Annotated in this window: 12 protein-coding genes; 8 read left to right on the top strand and 4 right to left on the bottom strand. The window is 69.9% G+C overall.

Going from position 1 to position 15,500, the window contains the following annotated elements; translation table 11 throughout:
• Positions 1–481 precede the first annotated feature (481 nt).
• A complete protein-coding gene (locus D7W82_RS02475; protein WP_120616781.1) occupies positions 482–1,297 on the top strand; it encodes a hypothetical protein in 816 nt (271 codons plus the stop codon).
• Positions 1,298–1,344: 47 nt separating this feature from the next.
• On the opposite strand, the gene D7W82_RS02470 is transcribed toward D7W82_RS02475, so the two are convergent.
• Positions 1,345–3,795: a transglycosylase SLT domain-containing protein gene (locus tag D7W82_RS02470; protein WP_120616780.1), complete on the bottom strand. Its 2,451-nt coding sequence runs from the start codon at positions 3,793–3,795 to the stop codon at positions 1,345–1,347.
• Positions 3,796–4,004: 209 nt separating this feature from the next.
• Positions 4,005–4,694 carry a DNA-binding protein gene (locus D7W82_RS02465; RefSeq protein ID WP_120616779.1) on the bottom strand — a complete coding sequence of 230 codons (690 nt, stop codon included), beginning with the start codon at positions 4,692–4,694 and terminating at the stop codon, positions 4,005–4,007.
• A 254-nt stretch (positions 4,695–4,948) separates the two neighbouring features.
• Between D7W82_RS02465 and menA the strand changes: the two genes are divergently transcribed.
• From menA to D7W82_RS02440, 5 genes are all read left to right on the top strand, one after another.
• Positions 4,949–5,875 (top strand): 1,4-dihydroxy-2-naphthoate octaprenyltransferase, encoded by a 927-nt coding sequence (gene menA, locus D7W82_RS02460; RefSeq protein ID WP_120567802.1) that lies wholly within the window; start codon positions 4,949–4,951, stop codon positions 5,873–5,875.
• 248 nt (positions 5,876–6,123) lie between these two features.
• Entirely contained in the window at positions 6,124–8,034 is a 1,911-nt protein-coding gene (locus D7W82_RS02455) for a hypothetical protein (RefSeq protein WP_120616778.1), read from the top strand.
• 16 nt (positions 8,035–8,050) lie between these two features.
• Positions 8,051–9,175, top strand: coding sequence for a hypothetical protein (locus D7W82_RS02450; protein ID WP_120616777.1), 1,125 nt, complete (start codon positions 8,051–8,053; stop codon positions 9,173–9,175).
• A gap of 101 nt (positions 9,176–9,276) precedes the next feature.
• On the top strand, positions 9,277–10,530 hold the full coding sequence (locus tag D7W82_RS02445) for a cytochrome c (RefSeq protein WP_120616776.1): 1,254 nt from the start codon (positions 9,277–9,279) through the stop codon (positions 10,528–10,530).
• Positions 10,531–10,798: 268 nt separating this feature from the next.
• Positions 10,799–11,644 carry a DUF5995 family protein gene (locus D7W82_RS02440; RefSeq protein ID WP_147439188.1) on the top strand — a complete coding sequence of 282 codons (846 nt, stop codon included), beginning with the start codon at positions 10,799–10,801 and terminating at the stop codon, positions 11,642–11,644.
• 11 nt (positions 11,645–11,655) lie between these two features.
• On the opposite strand, the gene D7W82_RS02435 is transcribed toward D7W82_RS02440, so the two are convergent.
• The gene (locus tag D7W82_RS02435; RefSeq protein WP_370450922.1) at positions 11,656–13,053 is read right to left on the bottom strand and encodes a BamA/TamA family outer membrane protein; all 1,398 of its coding nucleotides are present in this window, start codon (positions 13,051–13,053) and stop codon (positions 11,656–11,658) included.
• Between the two features lie 204 nt (positions 13,054–13,257).
• On the opposite strand from D7W82_RS02435, the gene D7W82_RS02430 reads away from it, so the two are divergent.
• Together D7W82_RS02430 and D7W82_RS02425 are read left to right on the top strand one after the other, a co-directional pair.
• Positions 13,258–13,734, top strand: coding sequence for a MaoC family dehydratase (locus D7W82_RS02430; protein WP_120616773.1), 477 nt, complete (start codon positions 13,258–13,260; stop codon positions 13,732–13,734).
• A 94-nt stretch (positions 13,735–13,828) separates the two neighbouring features.
• Entirely contained in the window at positions 13,829–14,980 is a 1,152-nt protein-coding gene (locus D7W82_RS02425) for a fatty acid desaturase (RefSeq protein ID WP_120616772.1), read from the top strand.
• Between the two features lie 3 nt (positions 14,981–14,983).
• Here D7W82_RS02425 and D7W82_RS02420 read toward each other — a convergent pair whose 3' ends face one another.
• Positions 14,984–15,481, bottom strand: a complete 498-nt coding sequence (locus tag D7W82_RS02420) for a hypothetical protein (RefSeq protein WP_120616771.1) — start codon at positions 15,479–15,481, stop codon at positions 14,984–14,986.
• Positions 15,482–15,500 lie beyond the last annotated feature (19 nt).

The following is a 15,500-nucleotide window of genomic DNA, read 5'->3' as shown; positions in this document are numbered from 1 at the left end:
AGCTGGCCGGGGGCGGGGCGCGTGCTGCTGGAGGACTCGAAGCCGTCCTTGAACGCAAGGGGGCGGTTCCGGGACTTCGTCTCCGTCGTCCGGGCGTCCTGCGAGGACAGCCGCGAGACGGAGGTGAGGGGACGCGAGCTGTCGTTGATCTTCGAGGCCATGGTGGGGTGTCCGGGGGGGAGGAACCGCGCTCCCCAGATTATCCGCCGAACCCCCTGGGGAGTTGTGCGTCACGGCAAAGTTCCGCCCGCGTCCGGTTCATCCCCTGAATCCCCGTTTCAAAACCGCGCCCATGAGTGCGACGTCCTGACGCTCCGTGTGAGACCCGGCTTGCTACAAATCACATGTTTCATGTGACGCCCGGCGCTACTCCATTTTCTCAATCAATGAATGACACGAGTGAAAACAGACAGGCTCCGGGTGTTGGCGCGAGGGGTGCAGTGGGGCGGTGGGCAGTCCACCCCACACCATGAGGTAGCGGATGCATTTGAAGATCACGGGTTCCCTGCTGGCTTCCGTGCTGCTGAGCATCACGGGTTGCGCGGGCGGTGCCGACGACGGCCAGGCCTCCGGTTCCCTGGGCGCGCAGGAAGCCGCGGCGTCCCAGTGCGTGAAGAAGTTCGACGGCATCACCAGCTGCGCGCTGGGCGGCGCGAAGGTGGATGCCGTCGCGGACGGGCTGGCGGTGTCCAACCTCAAGACCCAGAAGGACGGCGTCTCCAGCGGCTTCACGCAGGCCGTGAAGTGGGAGCAGCGCGTGGCGATGAGCCTGGGGGCGCAGGGCGGCTACCAGCTGTCCGCGCGTGATGGCGACCAGGTCGTCAGCACGCTGAAGGTGACGCCGGGCCGCGAGGCGAACACGGTCAACATGCTGCCCACCTTCACGGGCTCGCCGGGCGGCTCCGCGTACCGGATGAACATCTACCGGGGCGGCGTGCTCCAGGGCTCCAGCCCCCAGCCGGCCGGGCTGATGATCACCTTCACCAACTGGCGGGACTTCCTGCGCTGGGCGGAGATGCACCACCACTTCCTGAACGACTTCGACATCGACGGGCTGTCCACCGGCTCCGCGGAGACGAACGTGGGCGCGTGCGTGTGGCGCCTGGACTCGGAGAAGAACACCTTCACCGTGAACATCGACGGCAAGTCCATCACCGGTGACTCGGTGGAGTTCATCGAGACCATCGCGGATGGCGCGTACCCGTACCGTCACTTCACGGGCATCGACACGAACGCCATCGCCGGTGAGTACACCATCCGCTCCGAGTCCATCACCCAGCCCAAGGGCGTGAAGTAGTCACGACCGCGCCGGATGGGGATGTGCCTCCCGTCCGGCGTGAGCCGCTAGCGTCTCCCGGAGACGGAGGACGTGGGCGTCGCCGCGTTCCGGCCGCTGCCGCCCACGCCCGTGGCGGGGCTCAACGTGGGCGTGCGCGCGGCCTCCAGCGGCGCCTTGCGGGCCGGCGCGAAGGAGGCGGGGACCTGGTTGGCGTAGAGCAGCTTGTAGGCGCTGTAGCTGCTGAGCACGCGCTTCACGTAGTCGCGGGTCTCGTCGAAGGCGATGTGCTCCACCCACTCGTCAAGCTCCGCGTCGGGCAGGGCCTTGCGCCAGCGCTCCACCGCGTTGGGGCCCGCGTTGTAGGCGGCCACCGCGTAGGCGGGGTTGCCGTTGAAGTGCTTGAGCAGCGAGCCCAGGTACGCGGCCCCCAGCCGGATGTTCGGTGCGGGCTGGAGCAGCGACGACATCTCGAACGACGCCAGCTTGAGCGAGTCCGCCACCGCCTGCGCCGTCGTGGGCATCAGCTGCGCGAGCCCCAGCGCGCCAGTGGACGAGCGCGCGCGCGGGTTGAACCGGCTCTCCTCGCGGATGAGGCCCTGCAGGAGGTCGGGGTCCACGCGCGCGGCCTTCGAGTAGCTCTGGATGAGCGGCCGGAACGCGAGCGGCCACGTCGCCTCCCACACCGGACGGGACGCGGCGCTCAAGGGGCCCGCGGCCTCCTGGCGCAGCGTCACGCGAGCCACCTGCCGCGTGGCCCGGCCCCGGCCGGTGCGGCGCATGGTCTGGTAGAGCAGCCGTGCGGGCGCTTCCGCCAGGCCGCGCGTGTCCACCGCGAGCAGCTCCTCCACCACGCCCCGCTGTCCCAGGCGCAAGAGCTCCACGCCCGCGGCGAAGCGCGGATCCTTCTGGAGTGGGCCCGGGGGCAGGGGCCAGACCTCGTCGTTGGCCGGCGCGGCGGTGTTCACGCTCTTCGCCACCGCCGGTTGCGCGGCGGTCTCCGTCAGCCGCGCCAGTCGCTCCGGCGCGTGCTGCGCCAGCCGCGTCCGGGACAGGAGCCCGTACCAGGCCGTGGGGCGCTCGGTGGCGATGAGTTCGTAGCGCGCGAGCGCCGGTTCCACCGCGCCGGCGTTCTCCTGGGTCCGCGCCTGCCAGTAGCGCGCGCGCCAGAGGGCGTCGTCGGTGCGCGCGGACTCCGGCAGCTGCTCCACCGACATCAGCGACGCCAGGCCCGGCTGCGTCTCGCCCTTGCGCAGGTGCAGCCAGAAGGCGCGGAAGAGGGCCTCGGCGGCGAAGTTGCCGGCCGGGTAGCGCTTCGCCAGCGCCTCGTAGTTCTCCAGCGCTTCGTCCGCGCGGCCCAGGCGCTGCTGCGTCCAGGCCTCGAAGAACAGCGCGTCGTCCGCGTAGCCGTGCTCCGGGTAGTCTCTGGCCAGCGTGGCGTACGTCTCCACCGCCGCTTCCGGCTGCACCACGGACTGCGAATAGGCGAGCAGGTAAAGCGCCTGCGGCCGCTGCTCGGGCGACTGGCACTCGCGCGCCACCGGCTCCAGCACCTGGATGGCGCGGCGGTGCTGACGCTCCTTGCGCAGCGCGCGGCCCAGGGTGAGCTGGGCGCGGCAGGCCAGCTCGTCCGGGAGCTCCGTGCGGGGCCCCGAGCGGGCCAGCATGTTCATGGCGGCGACGTTCTGGTGCAGCTCCACCAGCGCCTCCGCGCGGCGCACGCGCCACTTCATGGGCAGGGGCAGGTCGCGCAAGAGGGCCTTCGCGCGGTCCGCCTCCGGCGACAGGGGCGCGGTGGCCCAGACCTCCAGCAGCGCTCGGTGCTCGGCGTTGTACTGCCCCGCCGCGCGAGCCAGGTCGCAGTACGCGAGCAGCGCCTTCATCCGCAGCGCGTCCGGCCCGCGGGCCTGCCGGTGGTCGATGAACTCCTGGAGCGCGGTCAGCGCCTCGGGGATCTTCAGCTGGCGCTTGAGCACGCGCGCCATGGTGAAGCGGGCCTCCGGATAGAGCGGGGAGCTGGGGCTCACCTGGCCATACTGCTCCGCCGCGCGCAGCGGCTTGCGCAGCCGTTCATGCGACTGCGCGGCCTTCATCAGGCAGTGGTCGCGCAAGGGGACGTAGTCCTCCGCGAGCGCGGTGAACTCCGTGGCGGCGGTCGCGAAGTCGCGCGCGAGGAACGCGCTCTGCGCCTGGAGGAAGCGGCCGGGGAGGGAAGGGGGAGACTCGGCCGCGAGCAGCGCCCGCGCGGACCTGTACCGGCCGCGGTCGAACTCCGCCTTCGCCTTCGCCAGCAGGCCCTCCGCGAAATAGGACGTGAGCCGCTCCGGCCCGAAGGCCTCCGCCGTCACCTCGTCCTGGGAGGGCTGCGCCGTGGGCGTGTCGAGCAGGGCCTCCAGCTTCTCCTCCGACATCACGTCGCCGGAGTCGTCCTCGTCCGGCGCCTGTGCCCACGTGGTGCCCGGGGCCCACAGGCCCGCGCACGCGAGCAACACCGCTGCTGTTCCTCGAAGTCCGTCCATGCCAGCCCTCGTTCGTCCGCCAGGGACCCGGATGGATTGGCACTGCCCGTGAGCTTGGAACCTGCCCGCCTGTCCGCTTGCCAGGCTCGCGTTGGCTTTCGTGCATCCGCTCCCAGGCACACATCCGGAGCGCTGCACGAAAGCCAACGGCCCGCGGACCCTGCGGCTGGCGTCTGGGGTGCTACATACCCAGGGGCGCCTGCCTGCTGTCAGGGCGCGGCGTTCTGCACCGAGAGGTCGCTGGGCATGCGGGGCGCCACCTCGTAGGTCGCCTCATACTGCGCGGCGAGCCCCACCACGGTGATGCTCTGTCCCACGGTGAGGGCCTGGAGCGCGGCCTTGTCGAACCCGGCGGACACGTGGACGAACACCTGCACCTCGCCGGTGCCGTCGTCGATGTAGAGCTTGTAGCCGTAGGGCGAGTCGTCCTGGAACGCCTGGGTGATCGCGCCGCTCACGCGGATCAGCTGGCCTTCCACGGACTCGCTCACGCCGCCGGTGGTGACCCCCTTGGGTGACACCTGCTCCGTGCCCGACTTCAGGTCCACGTCCTCGGGCACGCTCTTGAGGATGCGCAGCAGGTTCTGCTCATCCAGCGTGCCGGTGACGCGCACGCGGGCACCCAGGCCGAAGGACAGCTTCTCCTCCAGCTTGACGTAGATGCCGCCGGTGTCGTCCTGGATGGCGAAGCCCTCGTCGCCCAGGGCGGAGGAGAACGTGCCCGGCGCCACGGTGACCGAGCCCTCCACCGTCACCTCCGAGCCGTTGGAGCGCGAGCGCGCATCCTCGATGGAGAGCACCGGATGACAGCCGGCGAGTGCGAGCACGAACGCGCCCAGCACCGTCAGGGTGCGCCGGCGCGAAAGGGGAGGGGAGGAAGGGAAGGAGTTCGGGTTCATGGCCTCCTTCTAGCATCCAGCGCGCAGGAATGGCTGGTATTTCTGATTGTTCTCGAATTTAACCGAAATAGGACTGGCGTCTGCCTTTGTGTCGCATTGAGGCCGGGCGGATTGTCGACACACTGCGTCTGCGACGGAGCGTGGGGGCTTGCGACAGGTGATACATGAGGAGAACCGATGTGAATCATTGGCTCCTCTTGCGGTTCACGGGCCTGTAGCTTTACCGTGCGCCTGCTGCTCTCCCCCGGACATCAATGACCACTTCGAGTCTCCCTTCGTCGAGTGTCGCGGTCGAAGCCAAGCCCTCGCTGGCCCGCATCTGGTGGCTCGCGCTGCGACCCAAGACGTTGACGGCCTCCATCGCGCCCACGGTGCTGGGGTGGGCCTTCGCCAACGCGGAGGGGCAATGGCGGCTCGCTCCGGCGCTCACGTTCCTGGTGGGCTTCGTGCTCATGCAGATCGTGAGCAACCTGGTGAACGACTACGCGGACTTCGAGCGGGGCGCGGACACCGAGGCGCGCCTGGGGCCCGCGCGCGTCACGCAGAAGGGTTGGCTCACCGCGCGTGAGGTGGCGACGGCCGCGGCGCTGGCGTTCACCGGCTCGTCGCTGGCGCTGCTGCTGCTGACCCGGGCGGAGGGCTGGACGGTGTTCGCGGGCGGCGCCTTCTGTCTGGCGGGCGCGGTCCTCTACTCCGCGGGCCCCATCCCCCTGGGCTACCTGGGGATGGGGGACGTGCTGGTGCTGATCATCTTCGGCCTGCTGGGGGTGAGCGGCAGCTACGTCGTGCTCACCCACCACGTCACGCCGGCCGTGCTGCTGGCGGGGCTGTCCATGGGGCTGTTCTCCGCCGGCATCCTCGCGGTGAACAACCTGCGCGACCGCGAGACGGACGTGGTCGCCGGCAAGCGCACGCTGGTGGTGCGCTTCGGCCAACGCTTCGGGCGTTGGGAGTACACGGTGGCGGTGGGGGGCGCGTTCGCGCTCCCGGTAGCGGCCTGGCTGCTCATGCCCGAGCACGGCCGGGCCTGGCTCTTCACGCTGCCGGCCCTGCCGCTCGCGGTGAGGCAGATCCGCGCCATCTGGCGTGAGGATGGCGGTGCGCTCAACCCCCACCTGGGGAAGACGGCGGCGCTGGGGCTCGTCTTCGCGCTGCTCCTGTCCGCCGGCCTCAGCCTCTAGTCCGACGCCCTGGGTCACCCGCCCGCGGGGCTCAAGTCCTCCGCGCGATCTGAAGTCCACGAATTGCGCGGACTCTCATAATGTGGTCAGTTTGAACCGATGAGGTGTTCTCCTCCCAACCCTTCCCGATCCTCACCATCTCCGCGTGGCGGAGCGCTGGCGTCGTCGGGAAGGGTGGGTCGCGTGGGCCCGCGCGTGAGGATACCTGCTCCCTTTCCTCCCCCTGACTCCCCCCGGCCTCGTCTTCCATGAACCGCTCAATCCTGCTGAAGAGCGCGTGGTGCGCCCTGCTGGTGCCCCTGCTGTCCTGCAACCTCCTCAAGGTCACTGACGACGAGGGGTCCACCACGGGCCGCGGTGCCAAACGGTTCGACCCGTACCAGGGCCTCAACTCCGGCGCGATCCGGCTGAGCCTCCAGTACATCAACGGCTGCGCCTTCCTGCCCAACGGGCAGATGGTGGCGAAGAACAGCGTGACCGGCTCGTACCCGGACATGTGCATCACGCCGCTCGCGCAGAACCCGCTGACGCTGTCGCCTCCTACTGGGACGCTGCAGATCCTGTCGGACACCCAGTACTTCCTGAACCAGTTCTCCGTGTCGGAGACCGTGGTCAACCAGCACAACGACCCCAACGACCAGACCGCCGCGCTGGGGTGGATCAAGAACGAGTCCGTGTTCGCGGGCCTGGACTGGACCAACGTCAACCAGGGTCCGGACGAGTGGAGCTTCTACAGCCTCGCGGGCGCCGTGGAGGACTGCTGGACCCGCGAGGTGCAGTTCGGCAACGCGAACTGGCAGAAGGTGAAGGACGACACCATCACCGTGGAGGTGCTGGACGAGACGGGCACCCCGCGCGCGAGCCAGACGTACCTGCGCTCGGAGCTGCTGGCCTCCTCGCCCTACGCCGGCCACAGCCGCTTCTCCTGGCGGTCGGAGAACCTGAAGCCGCCGCGCTTCCCCGGCGACAAGGACCCCGGCACCGTGACGGGCTTCGCGGGCGGCCTGGACCAGAGCGCCATCACGCGCACCATCGCGCGCGTGGACTGGGTGGGCAGCACCAACCCCTTCAAGGTGCTGCGCGTGCCGCGCCTGTCGGGTCCCGGCGCGCTCAAGGCCACCTGGAGCCAGCTGCCGGACAAGCCGTTCTTCTTCCCCGTCACGTACATCATCCCGGATGACCGCCCGTCCACCTGCACCGACGACGCCGGCAACCCGGTGCAGTGCAGCCCGGGCCTGGACTCGCGGCTGGTGTTCTCGCCTCCGAAGGAGGGCAGCTTCTACAAGCCCGGCGAGGACGTGAGCGTCTACGTGGACCTGCGCGACAGCGCGGGCGCGCACCTGCACTCGCGCGACCTGTTGCCCAGCGCTCGGGAGATCATCGCCGGCCAGTCCAACGGCATCCAGACCTTCGTCCCCAACGTCATCGCGACCGTCACGGAGAACGACTCCATCTCCAACGTGGCCATCGCCGGCCCCATCCAGGACCTGAAGGTGCTGGGCAACCCCAGCGACAAGCCCGAGTTCTTCGCCCGGCCGTTCCCGTTCGCCATGCTGGATGACGCCACGCTCACGGGGCTGACGCCGGGCCTCATCGACTACAAGTGGCCCACCCGCCAGACGTTCACGCTGCCCGCGAACGCGAAGCCGGGCACCTACGTGGCGCTGGTGAAGTTCAACCGCGCGTCCCTGGGTGAGCGCGTCGCCAAGTTGAACCCGTTCTTCTTCCAGGTGGGCCAGGACGAGCCGACGACGTACCCGGGCAACGTGGGCAACTGCCAACTCTGCCACCGCGGCGTGCTGTCGCTGGACAACCTGCGCCACGGCCTGTCGGTGGACCACATCGAGAGCTGCAAGGTCTGCCACCACTACGACACGGACACGGTGGGCCGCACGCAGGAGATGGTGCACCGCATCCACATGAACTCGCCCAGCTATCCGGCCAACCGCGCGGACTGCACCGTGTGCCACCTGACGCGCAAGAGCACGGAGCGTCCCAGCCTGTCGCTGTGCGGCTCGTGCCACATCTCCCAGCACGGGGATGAGTTCTTCCAGATCGCCTTCAAACAGCGCGGCACGCCCAGCAAGTTCGGCAACTGCGCGCAGACCTGCCACGGCGGCGATCAGCTTCCCGCCAGGCACATCCTCCCCGCGAAGTAGGGGAAAGCAACCCGCCATGCACAGAGCTCTCTTCGTCGGAACGCTCCTCGGCGCGGCCCTGCTGAACGCCGGCTGCCAGGAATCCAACAACCCCTCGTCGTCCACCTTCACGCCGCGCCCCACGTATGAAAACCGCGAGCCGGAGGGCCTCACCTCCCGGCTGACCGGCTTCACCGTGGACCCGGAGGCCTACTTCTTCAACCTGGCCGGCTGCGCGCCAACGCCCGAGCAGTGCCAGCTGCCGCCGCTGTACGCGGAGTTCAGCCCGCTGTTGCAGCGCGCGGTGGTGCAGAACGCGCCCATCTCCCTGCTGGACAGCGCCACGGGCCAGGTGCTCGCGGAAGGCGGCGTGGTCGCGCCGTCGGACCCCAACGGTGTCTGGACCCTGGACAAGGTGCCCACGCGCCGGGGCGCGCCGTACTTCGTGCTGTCGCTGGGGGGGCCGCAGGCCGCGCTCGCCAACAACGCCGTGATGCCGCTGCCGCCGCCGATGTTGACGCTGCAGCCCGTGCCGGCGGGCAACTACGTGCCCACGCTGACGGTGCGGCCGGTGGTGCCGGCGCACAGCGCCTGCGTGGGCCTGGAGGCCCTGCAGATGAGCGACAAGGGCATCCTGGAGGCGGTCGCGAAGTACCTGACCGCGGAGGGCACGGCCACCACGGTGGCGGACCTGCTCGACCCGGGCCGCTTCGGCGGCGTGACGGTGTTCTGGCTGTACCGGCCGGGCTTCCCCGTGTTCCGCGTACCGGCGGCGAACACCACCGTGGTGGCCAGCGCGGGCCGCGTGCTGAACATCGAGTGGGCGCCCGTGGGGGTCCTGCCGCCGCCGCTGGCGCCGTTCCAGTCCACGCGCGGCTTCTTCATCCCGCCGGGGCCGCCGGCGCCCTACAGCTCCCTGGGCCTCGTCGCCGTGGTCCACCCGCCGCTGCCGCTGCCGCCCATGGGGCCGCCGCCGGTGGTCCACTACGAAGCGAAGGACTCCACCACGAGCGACCCGGAAGGGCGCCCGTGGGTGCTCCAGCCGCTGGATCTTCCCGTGGCCCCGGGCAGCGTGACGTTCGCCGGCCTCCAGATGTACAGCAAGACGCCCTCGACGACGCCCCAGATTCCCCCGCCCAGCACCTGCCTGCCGGGCCAGTAGCCGCCTCACCCGTTCCAACACCGGCGCTGCTGTCCACTCCTCCCCGTGGAGCAGACAGCGGCGCCGTTTGCCGTCCCCGTTGATCCGGAGAAGCGTTCCCCATGATGAAGAAGATCCTGATCGCCATTGGTGCGTTGGTCGCCCTGGTCCTGATTGGCGCGGGTACCGCCATGGGCGTGGCCAGCCACAAGATCAACAAGACGTATGACTATGTCGCGCTGCCCAACATCACGCGCGACAGCTCGCCGGAGGGCATTGCCCGCGGTGAGCAGGTGTTCCGCGCGGTGTGCGCGGAGTGTCACGCGGGCGGTGGCAATACCAAGCCCGTGGGCGGCCGGATGCACGACTTCCCGCCAGACCTGGGCACGTTCTACTCCGCGAACATCACCTCCGACATGGAGAAGGGCGTGGGGGCCTGGACGGACCAGGAGATCGCCCGGATGGTGATCAACGGCATCGACAAGAGCCACCACTTCCGTCCCATGCCCGCGTTCCCCAACATGGGTGACAAGGACATCGCGGCGGTCATCGGCTTCATGCGCTCAGGCCACCCGGACTTCGCGCCGGAGAAGTCCCAGCCGCCGCGCTCCGAGCTGACGCCCCCGGGCCGGATGGTGTTCGCGTTCGCCATGGGCATCAACGACAAGGGCCGCACGGAGCCGGTGCCCGTGCCCGCGAAGGCGGCGGACTCCGTGGAGTACGGCCGCTACCTGGCCGGCAGCGTCTACGACTGCGTCTTCTGCCACTCGCCGGGCTTCGACGGCAGCGCCGTGAAGTTGCAGCACCCGGACACGGTGCTGAGCGGCGGCTTCGAGTTCGACCTGGTGCCGCTGGGCGGCGAGGGCAAGCTGCTGTCACCCAACATCACCGTCAGCGAGACGGCCGGCATCGGCAAGTGGACGCTGGATGAGTTCAAGCACGCCATGATCACGGGCGTGACGCCGGGCGGCTACATCCTGCGCCCGCCCATGCCCAAGTACCGCTACGCGGACGACGTGGAGCTCGCGGCCCTCTACACCTTCCTGCGCTCCATGAAGCCCAACGACACGGTCGTGCCGCCGCCCTCCGGTGGCCGTCCCAAGGCGGAGCCCTCCGCCGATCCGGAGAAGATGTTCAGCTCCCTGGGCTGCGCCACCTGCCACGCCCCCGGCAAGGCCTTCGAGGCCAAGCTCCAGGGCGCCAAGGGCAAGGCCCCGGAGGAAGTGGCGAAGTGGATCCGCAACCCGGAGTCCTTCAAGCCCGGCACGCAGATGCCCACCTACGAGTCCCTCGTCGACGAGAACAACGCCCTGGCGCTGGCCAGGTACGTGCTGGGCAGGACGGGCGGCACCGTGAGTGAAGGCACCGCGCCCTGAGTTTGACAGCGGTGTGACATTGGCCCCCGCGTGAGTGTCAACACGCGGGGGTCCGGTGAAACATCACGTTTCTTCCGGGGGGTGGGCGTCACAGGAAGTACAGGTTCAGATAAGCTTTCATGTGAAGTCGTTCCCCCACCCCGCGGAGCGTCAGTCCATGAATGTTTCACCGGCCTCTCCCTCGGCTCACCGGTCGCAGCGCCCCCAGCCGCTTCACCTCCACGAGACAAAAGCCCCGGATGCGCAGGGGCCCATCCGGTTGGATGACGTGCTCTGGAATCCGGTCAACGCGGAGGAGGCGCTGGAGGGGCTGGAGAAGATCCTCGCCCGGCTGAACGCGCGCAATGACTCACGCGCCATCTTCCTGGACATCTACGCCATCGTCACGCGCAAGGTCGTCCACCTGCTGAGCCGGGAGGACGCGGGCGGCTTCCTCGAACCCGAGTGGCTGTCTCACCTGACGGGCCGCTTCGCGGAAGAGGCGCTCATCGCGGTGCGGGACTCGCTGAAGAACCTGCCGCTGCCCACCGCGGCGTGGCGCTTCGCGACGCACTACCCGGCCCAGCGCCTCACGCAGCCGTACCAGGACGCGCTCCTGGGCGTGAGCGCCCACATCAACCACGACCTGGGGATGGTCGTCTACGACAACATCGCCCACCAGTCGCCGCCGGCGGATGCGCGCCGCATGGCGCGCTACCGGCACGACTACTTCCACGTGAACGAGATCCTCCGCTCGTGCATCCCGGAGTGCGTGGACCTGCTCGCGGAGCGCTACCAGTGCGCGTCCACGCGGCTGCTCTTGCGCGTGCCCTTCAGCCGCCCGGTGGTGGAGCGGGCGGTGATGCGGATGCTCATCGTCTGGCGCCAGCGCGTCTGGGACAACGTCGTCGCGATGCTGGAGGCGCAGACGCCCGAGGAGCACCAGGCCGTCGTGGAGCGCGTCCGCACGACGTCCGGCCGCATCGCGCAGGCGCTGTGCGCGGACAAGGCGCTCTGGTGGACGGTGCGCGGCGAGTCGCCGCCGTTCAGCCTGGACCTGCCGCCGGAGGCGTGGCCCGGCGTGGTGCCGCCTCCGGAGCCGGAAGTGGACGCGAGCGCTGCCCGCGCCGGCTAGCAGCGCCGCCTTCAGGAGGGCGTCACTCCGGCCACGAGGTAGAAGCGCACCTGGCCGGAGTTGACGGCGTAGGCGACGTCCACGCCCAACAGGGGCAGCACGACGTTGTTGAGGTACAGCCGCAGGCCCCCGCCCACGCCCTGGGCCACGGTGACGGGGTTCTGGCCCGTGATGGTCACCCGCAGGTAGTCGCGGATGACGCGTCCGTTGGCGTCGAGCAGGAGCCCATCCTCGGCCACGTCCCGCCACGCGATGGCTCCCGTGTCGGAGAAGGCCACGCCCCGGAAGGCCAGCGACTTCACCTTGAAGAGGGGGAAGTGGTACTCGGCCGTGAAGGTGAGCCGGCTGTCGCCGCGGAACTGCCGGTACTGGAAGCCGCGCAGCGTGGTGCCGCCCATCACGAACTCCTGCTGGAAGGGCAGGTCCCTGCCCAGGACCAGCTCGCCGCGCAGCACCAGGTTGTTCTCCTCGAAGAAGCGGATGCCGTGGCGGTAGAGGAGGCCGACCTTGCGGTAGTCGAACTCGCTCCACACGCCCGGGCTGGACACCTCGTAGGAGGCCTCCAGGTTGAGCCCCTCCGTTACGGCGTGCAGCGTCTGGCGCGAGTCCAGGCCCACCATGAGGCGCAGGGACGTGTCCCGCATGGCGGGGCCGGTGGAGAACGGCGGCACCGTCACCGGCTTCTCCGGGTCCGGAGACTTCGCGTCGATGCTGGACAGGCGGTACTTCGCCGCCGCGCGCACGCGCTCGAAGAGGATGAAGCCCAGCTCGGAGCTGATGGACGCGGAGTTGAAGCGCGTGCGCCGGAGGACCTCCGGGTCGTCCTCGCTGGGGTCCATGCTGTACTCGTCCACACGGTCGCTCTTCAGCTGCCCCTCCAGGCTGAACTTGAGCTGCGGCAGGCCGAAGAGGATGGGATCCAGGAAGCCCACGTACAGGCCGCTCTCGCCGGTGCTCACCTGCGCCGCGACGGCGAACTTCTTCGCGCGGCCGCCCAGGTTGTTCTCCGCGTAGAGCAGCCCGCCGCCGGTGTTCGCGGAGGACAGCGCCACCGTGGGGGCCACCACCCACGACGCCTTGTCCTTCACCCGCAGCACCAGCCGTACGCGTCCGTCGGCCATCGGCTCGGTGCCCACACGGACGTCCTGGAAGAGGCCGGTGGCCAGGAGGCGCCGCTCCACCTTCTCCAGCTCCTCGCTGTCCACCTCGTCGCCCACGCCCACCTGTCCGAACGAGCGCACCGTCGAGGACCGCGTCTTGTTCGCGCCCTCCACCGTCACGTCTCCGACCTGGGAGCGTTGAGGGGTGGACACGGGCGTGTCCTCGTCCGCGTGGGCCATGGGGGCGCCCAGGCCCGTCAGGGCCACGGCGAGGACGGACAGGTGACGGCGCAGGCAGGAGAGAGGCACGCACTGCTCATACTCCACGGGCCGCGGGCGCTGGTTGTTTCGGCGTGTGGCGAGCGGCGCGGGCGCGCGATGTTCAACGTTCGGCCCGGCCTGCCAGCGGCTTCCCGTGCGCCCTGGAGCACAGTGGCCTCTGGACGAGCGCCCCGCATCCGGACGTATTATGGTCGTAATTCATACGGACATCCGTCCTGGAGGGACGCGGGCATGGCATCGACGGCAGAGGGCGGGCGGCAGGAGCTGTTTCTGGACGACCTGTCCGTGGGGCAGAGGTTCACCAGCGGCACGCACACGCTGGACGCGGCGCAGATTGTCGCCTTCGCGCGGGAGTTCGACCCGCAGGGCTTCCATCTGGACGACGCCACGGCGAAGGACACGCTGTTCGAAGGGCTGGCGGCGAGCGGCTGGCACACGGCCGCCATCACCATGAAGCTCAACGTCCAGAGCGGTCTGCCCTTCAAGGGCGGTATCGTGGGGGCGGGCGGGGACCTCCGCTGGCCCATGCCGACGCGCCCGGGGGACGTCCTTCACGTGGAGAGCGAGGTGCTGGAGGTGACTCCCTCGCGCACGCGGCCGGACCGGGGCATCGCCACCGTGCGCAGCGAGACGCGCACCCAGAGGGGCGACGTGGTGCAGGTGCTGGTCGCGAAGCTGGTGCTGCCCCGCCGCCCGGCGAGCGGGTGAGCGGGACGGGACGCTTTGCGTGAGCGCGGGCGGAGGCTACGGTGCGGCCGGCATCGGCCGTGGTCCCCGTCCTGCTCCCGAGGAGTCTCTTCACATGTCCCGCGCTGCCCCCGACTTCGACCTGGCCTCCGTGGACGTGGAGGGCTTCTACCGGGAGCTGAAGGAACTGCGCGCCCGGCTGGACGCGAACCTGGGGGAGGCGGACGCCGCGCACCTGCGGAAGCTGGAGCGCTGGGGGAAGGTCGCGTCGGTGCTGGGCGTGGCCACGGCGTGGATCGCGCCCAACCCGCTCTCCGCGGTGGCGCTGGGCCTGGGCCGCTCCACGCGCTGGCTGCTGATGCACCACGTGGGGCACCGGGGCTATGACCGCGTGCCGGGCATGCCCGCGTCGCGCACCAGCAAGGGCTTCGCGAAGGGCCACCGCCGGTTCGTGGACTGGCTGGACTGGATGCTGCCGGAGGCGTGGGTCTTCGAGCACAACGTGCTGCACCACTCGCACACCGGCGAGGAGGCGGATCCGGACCTGCTGGAGCGCAACGCGGAGGGCACGCTGAGGGACACCGGCCGGCCGCTGGCCCTGCGCTACGTGCAGCTGGCGCTGCTGGCCGTCACCTGGCGCGCGAGCTACTACGCGCCGGAGACGCTGGGCTCGCTTCGCCGCAAGGGGCGGCGCGAGGGTGGGGCGCTGACGCGCGCGGAGCAGTGGGAGCTCTTCACGCGCTGCTACCTGCCGTACGCGACCGTCTTCTTCGGGCTGTACCCGGCGGCGTTCCTGCTGGTGTCGCCGTGGGCGGCGTTCAGCGTGTTCTGCAACTCCGTGCTGGCGGACGTCGTCACCAACCTGCACACGTTCTTCGTGGTGGGCCCCAACCACACCGGCGAGGACCTGTACCGCTTCGACTCCGCGCCCGCGAACAAGGCGGAGCGCATGGTGCAGCAGGTGGTGGGCAGCGCGAACTACCGCACGGGCGGCGACGTCAACGACTTCGCCCACCTGTGGCTGAACTACCAGATTGAGCACCACCTCTGGCCGGACCTGCCGATGCTCAAGTACCGCGAGGCGCAGCCGCACGTGAAGGCCCTCTGCGAGAAGTACGGCATCCCGTACGTGCAGGAGAGCGTCTGGACGCGCGCGCGGAAGATGGTGGACATCGTCGTGGGCAAGGCGTCCATGAAGCGGCTGGTGAAGCCCGTGGCGCCCGGGATGTCGGCCGCGGACGCCCGGGCGGAGGCCTCCGCGGCCTGAGCGTCACGCGGGCGGCGCGCGGCGGCGGCGGGGCAGCGGGGCGAGCGCCACGGGCGTTCCTTCCGTGGCCGTGTCCTCCTGGCGCACGGCCTCCGCGTTCACCACGCGCACGCCGTCGGGTTGGACGGGCAGCCCCAGGGTCTCCACGAAGAGGCGGTAGCTCTCCTCCAGGCGGCGGTGCAGCGCGTTGAAGGTCTGGTGCGCGGTGCCGGGCATGTCCTCGGTGTACGTGAAGTACCAGCGCAGCTCGTCCAGGCGTCCGTAGAAGTGGTCCACCACCGCCTGCTCCTGTTCGGTCAGGTGGATGAGCTGGGCGAAGGCGCCGTCCGCGTAGCGTGAGGCCACCGTCTCCACCAGCGGGCCGCGGCTGCGCAGGCGGGAGAAGAGGAGGAACATCTCCTCCCGGCGTGCGGCCAGCCGCCGCATGATGCCGGCGGCGTCGAGGGCGAGCAGGTTGCGCACGCGCGCGGTGGTTTCGTCGGCCTTCTTGCGGCGAGCCATGGTGCGACACAGCCTACCG

This window comes from Corallococcus sp. CA049B (assembly GCF_003611685.1).
Lineage (GTDB): Bacteria > Myxococcota > Myxococcia > Myxococcales > Myxococcaceae > Corallococcus > Corallococcus coralloides.
The sequence above is the reverse complement of the archived record's forward strand: the minus strand, read 5'-3'. Positions and strand labels throughout refer to the sequence as shown.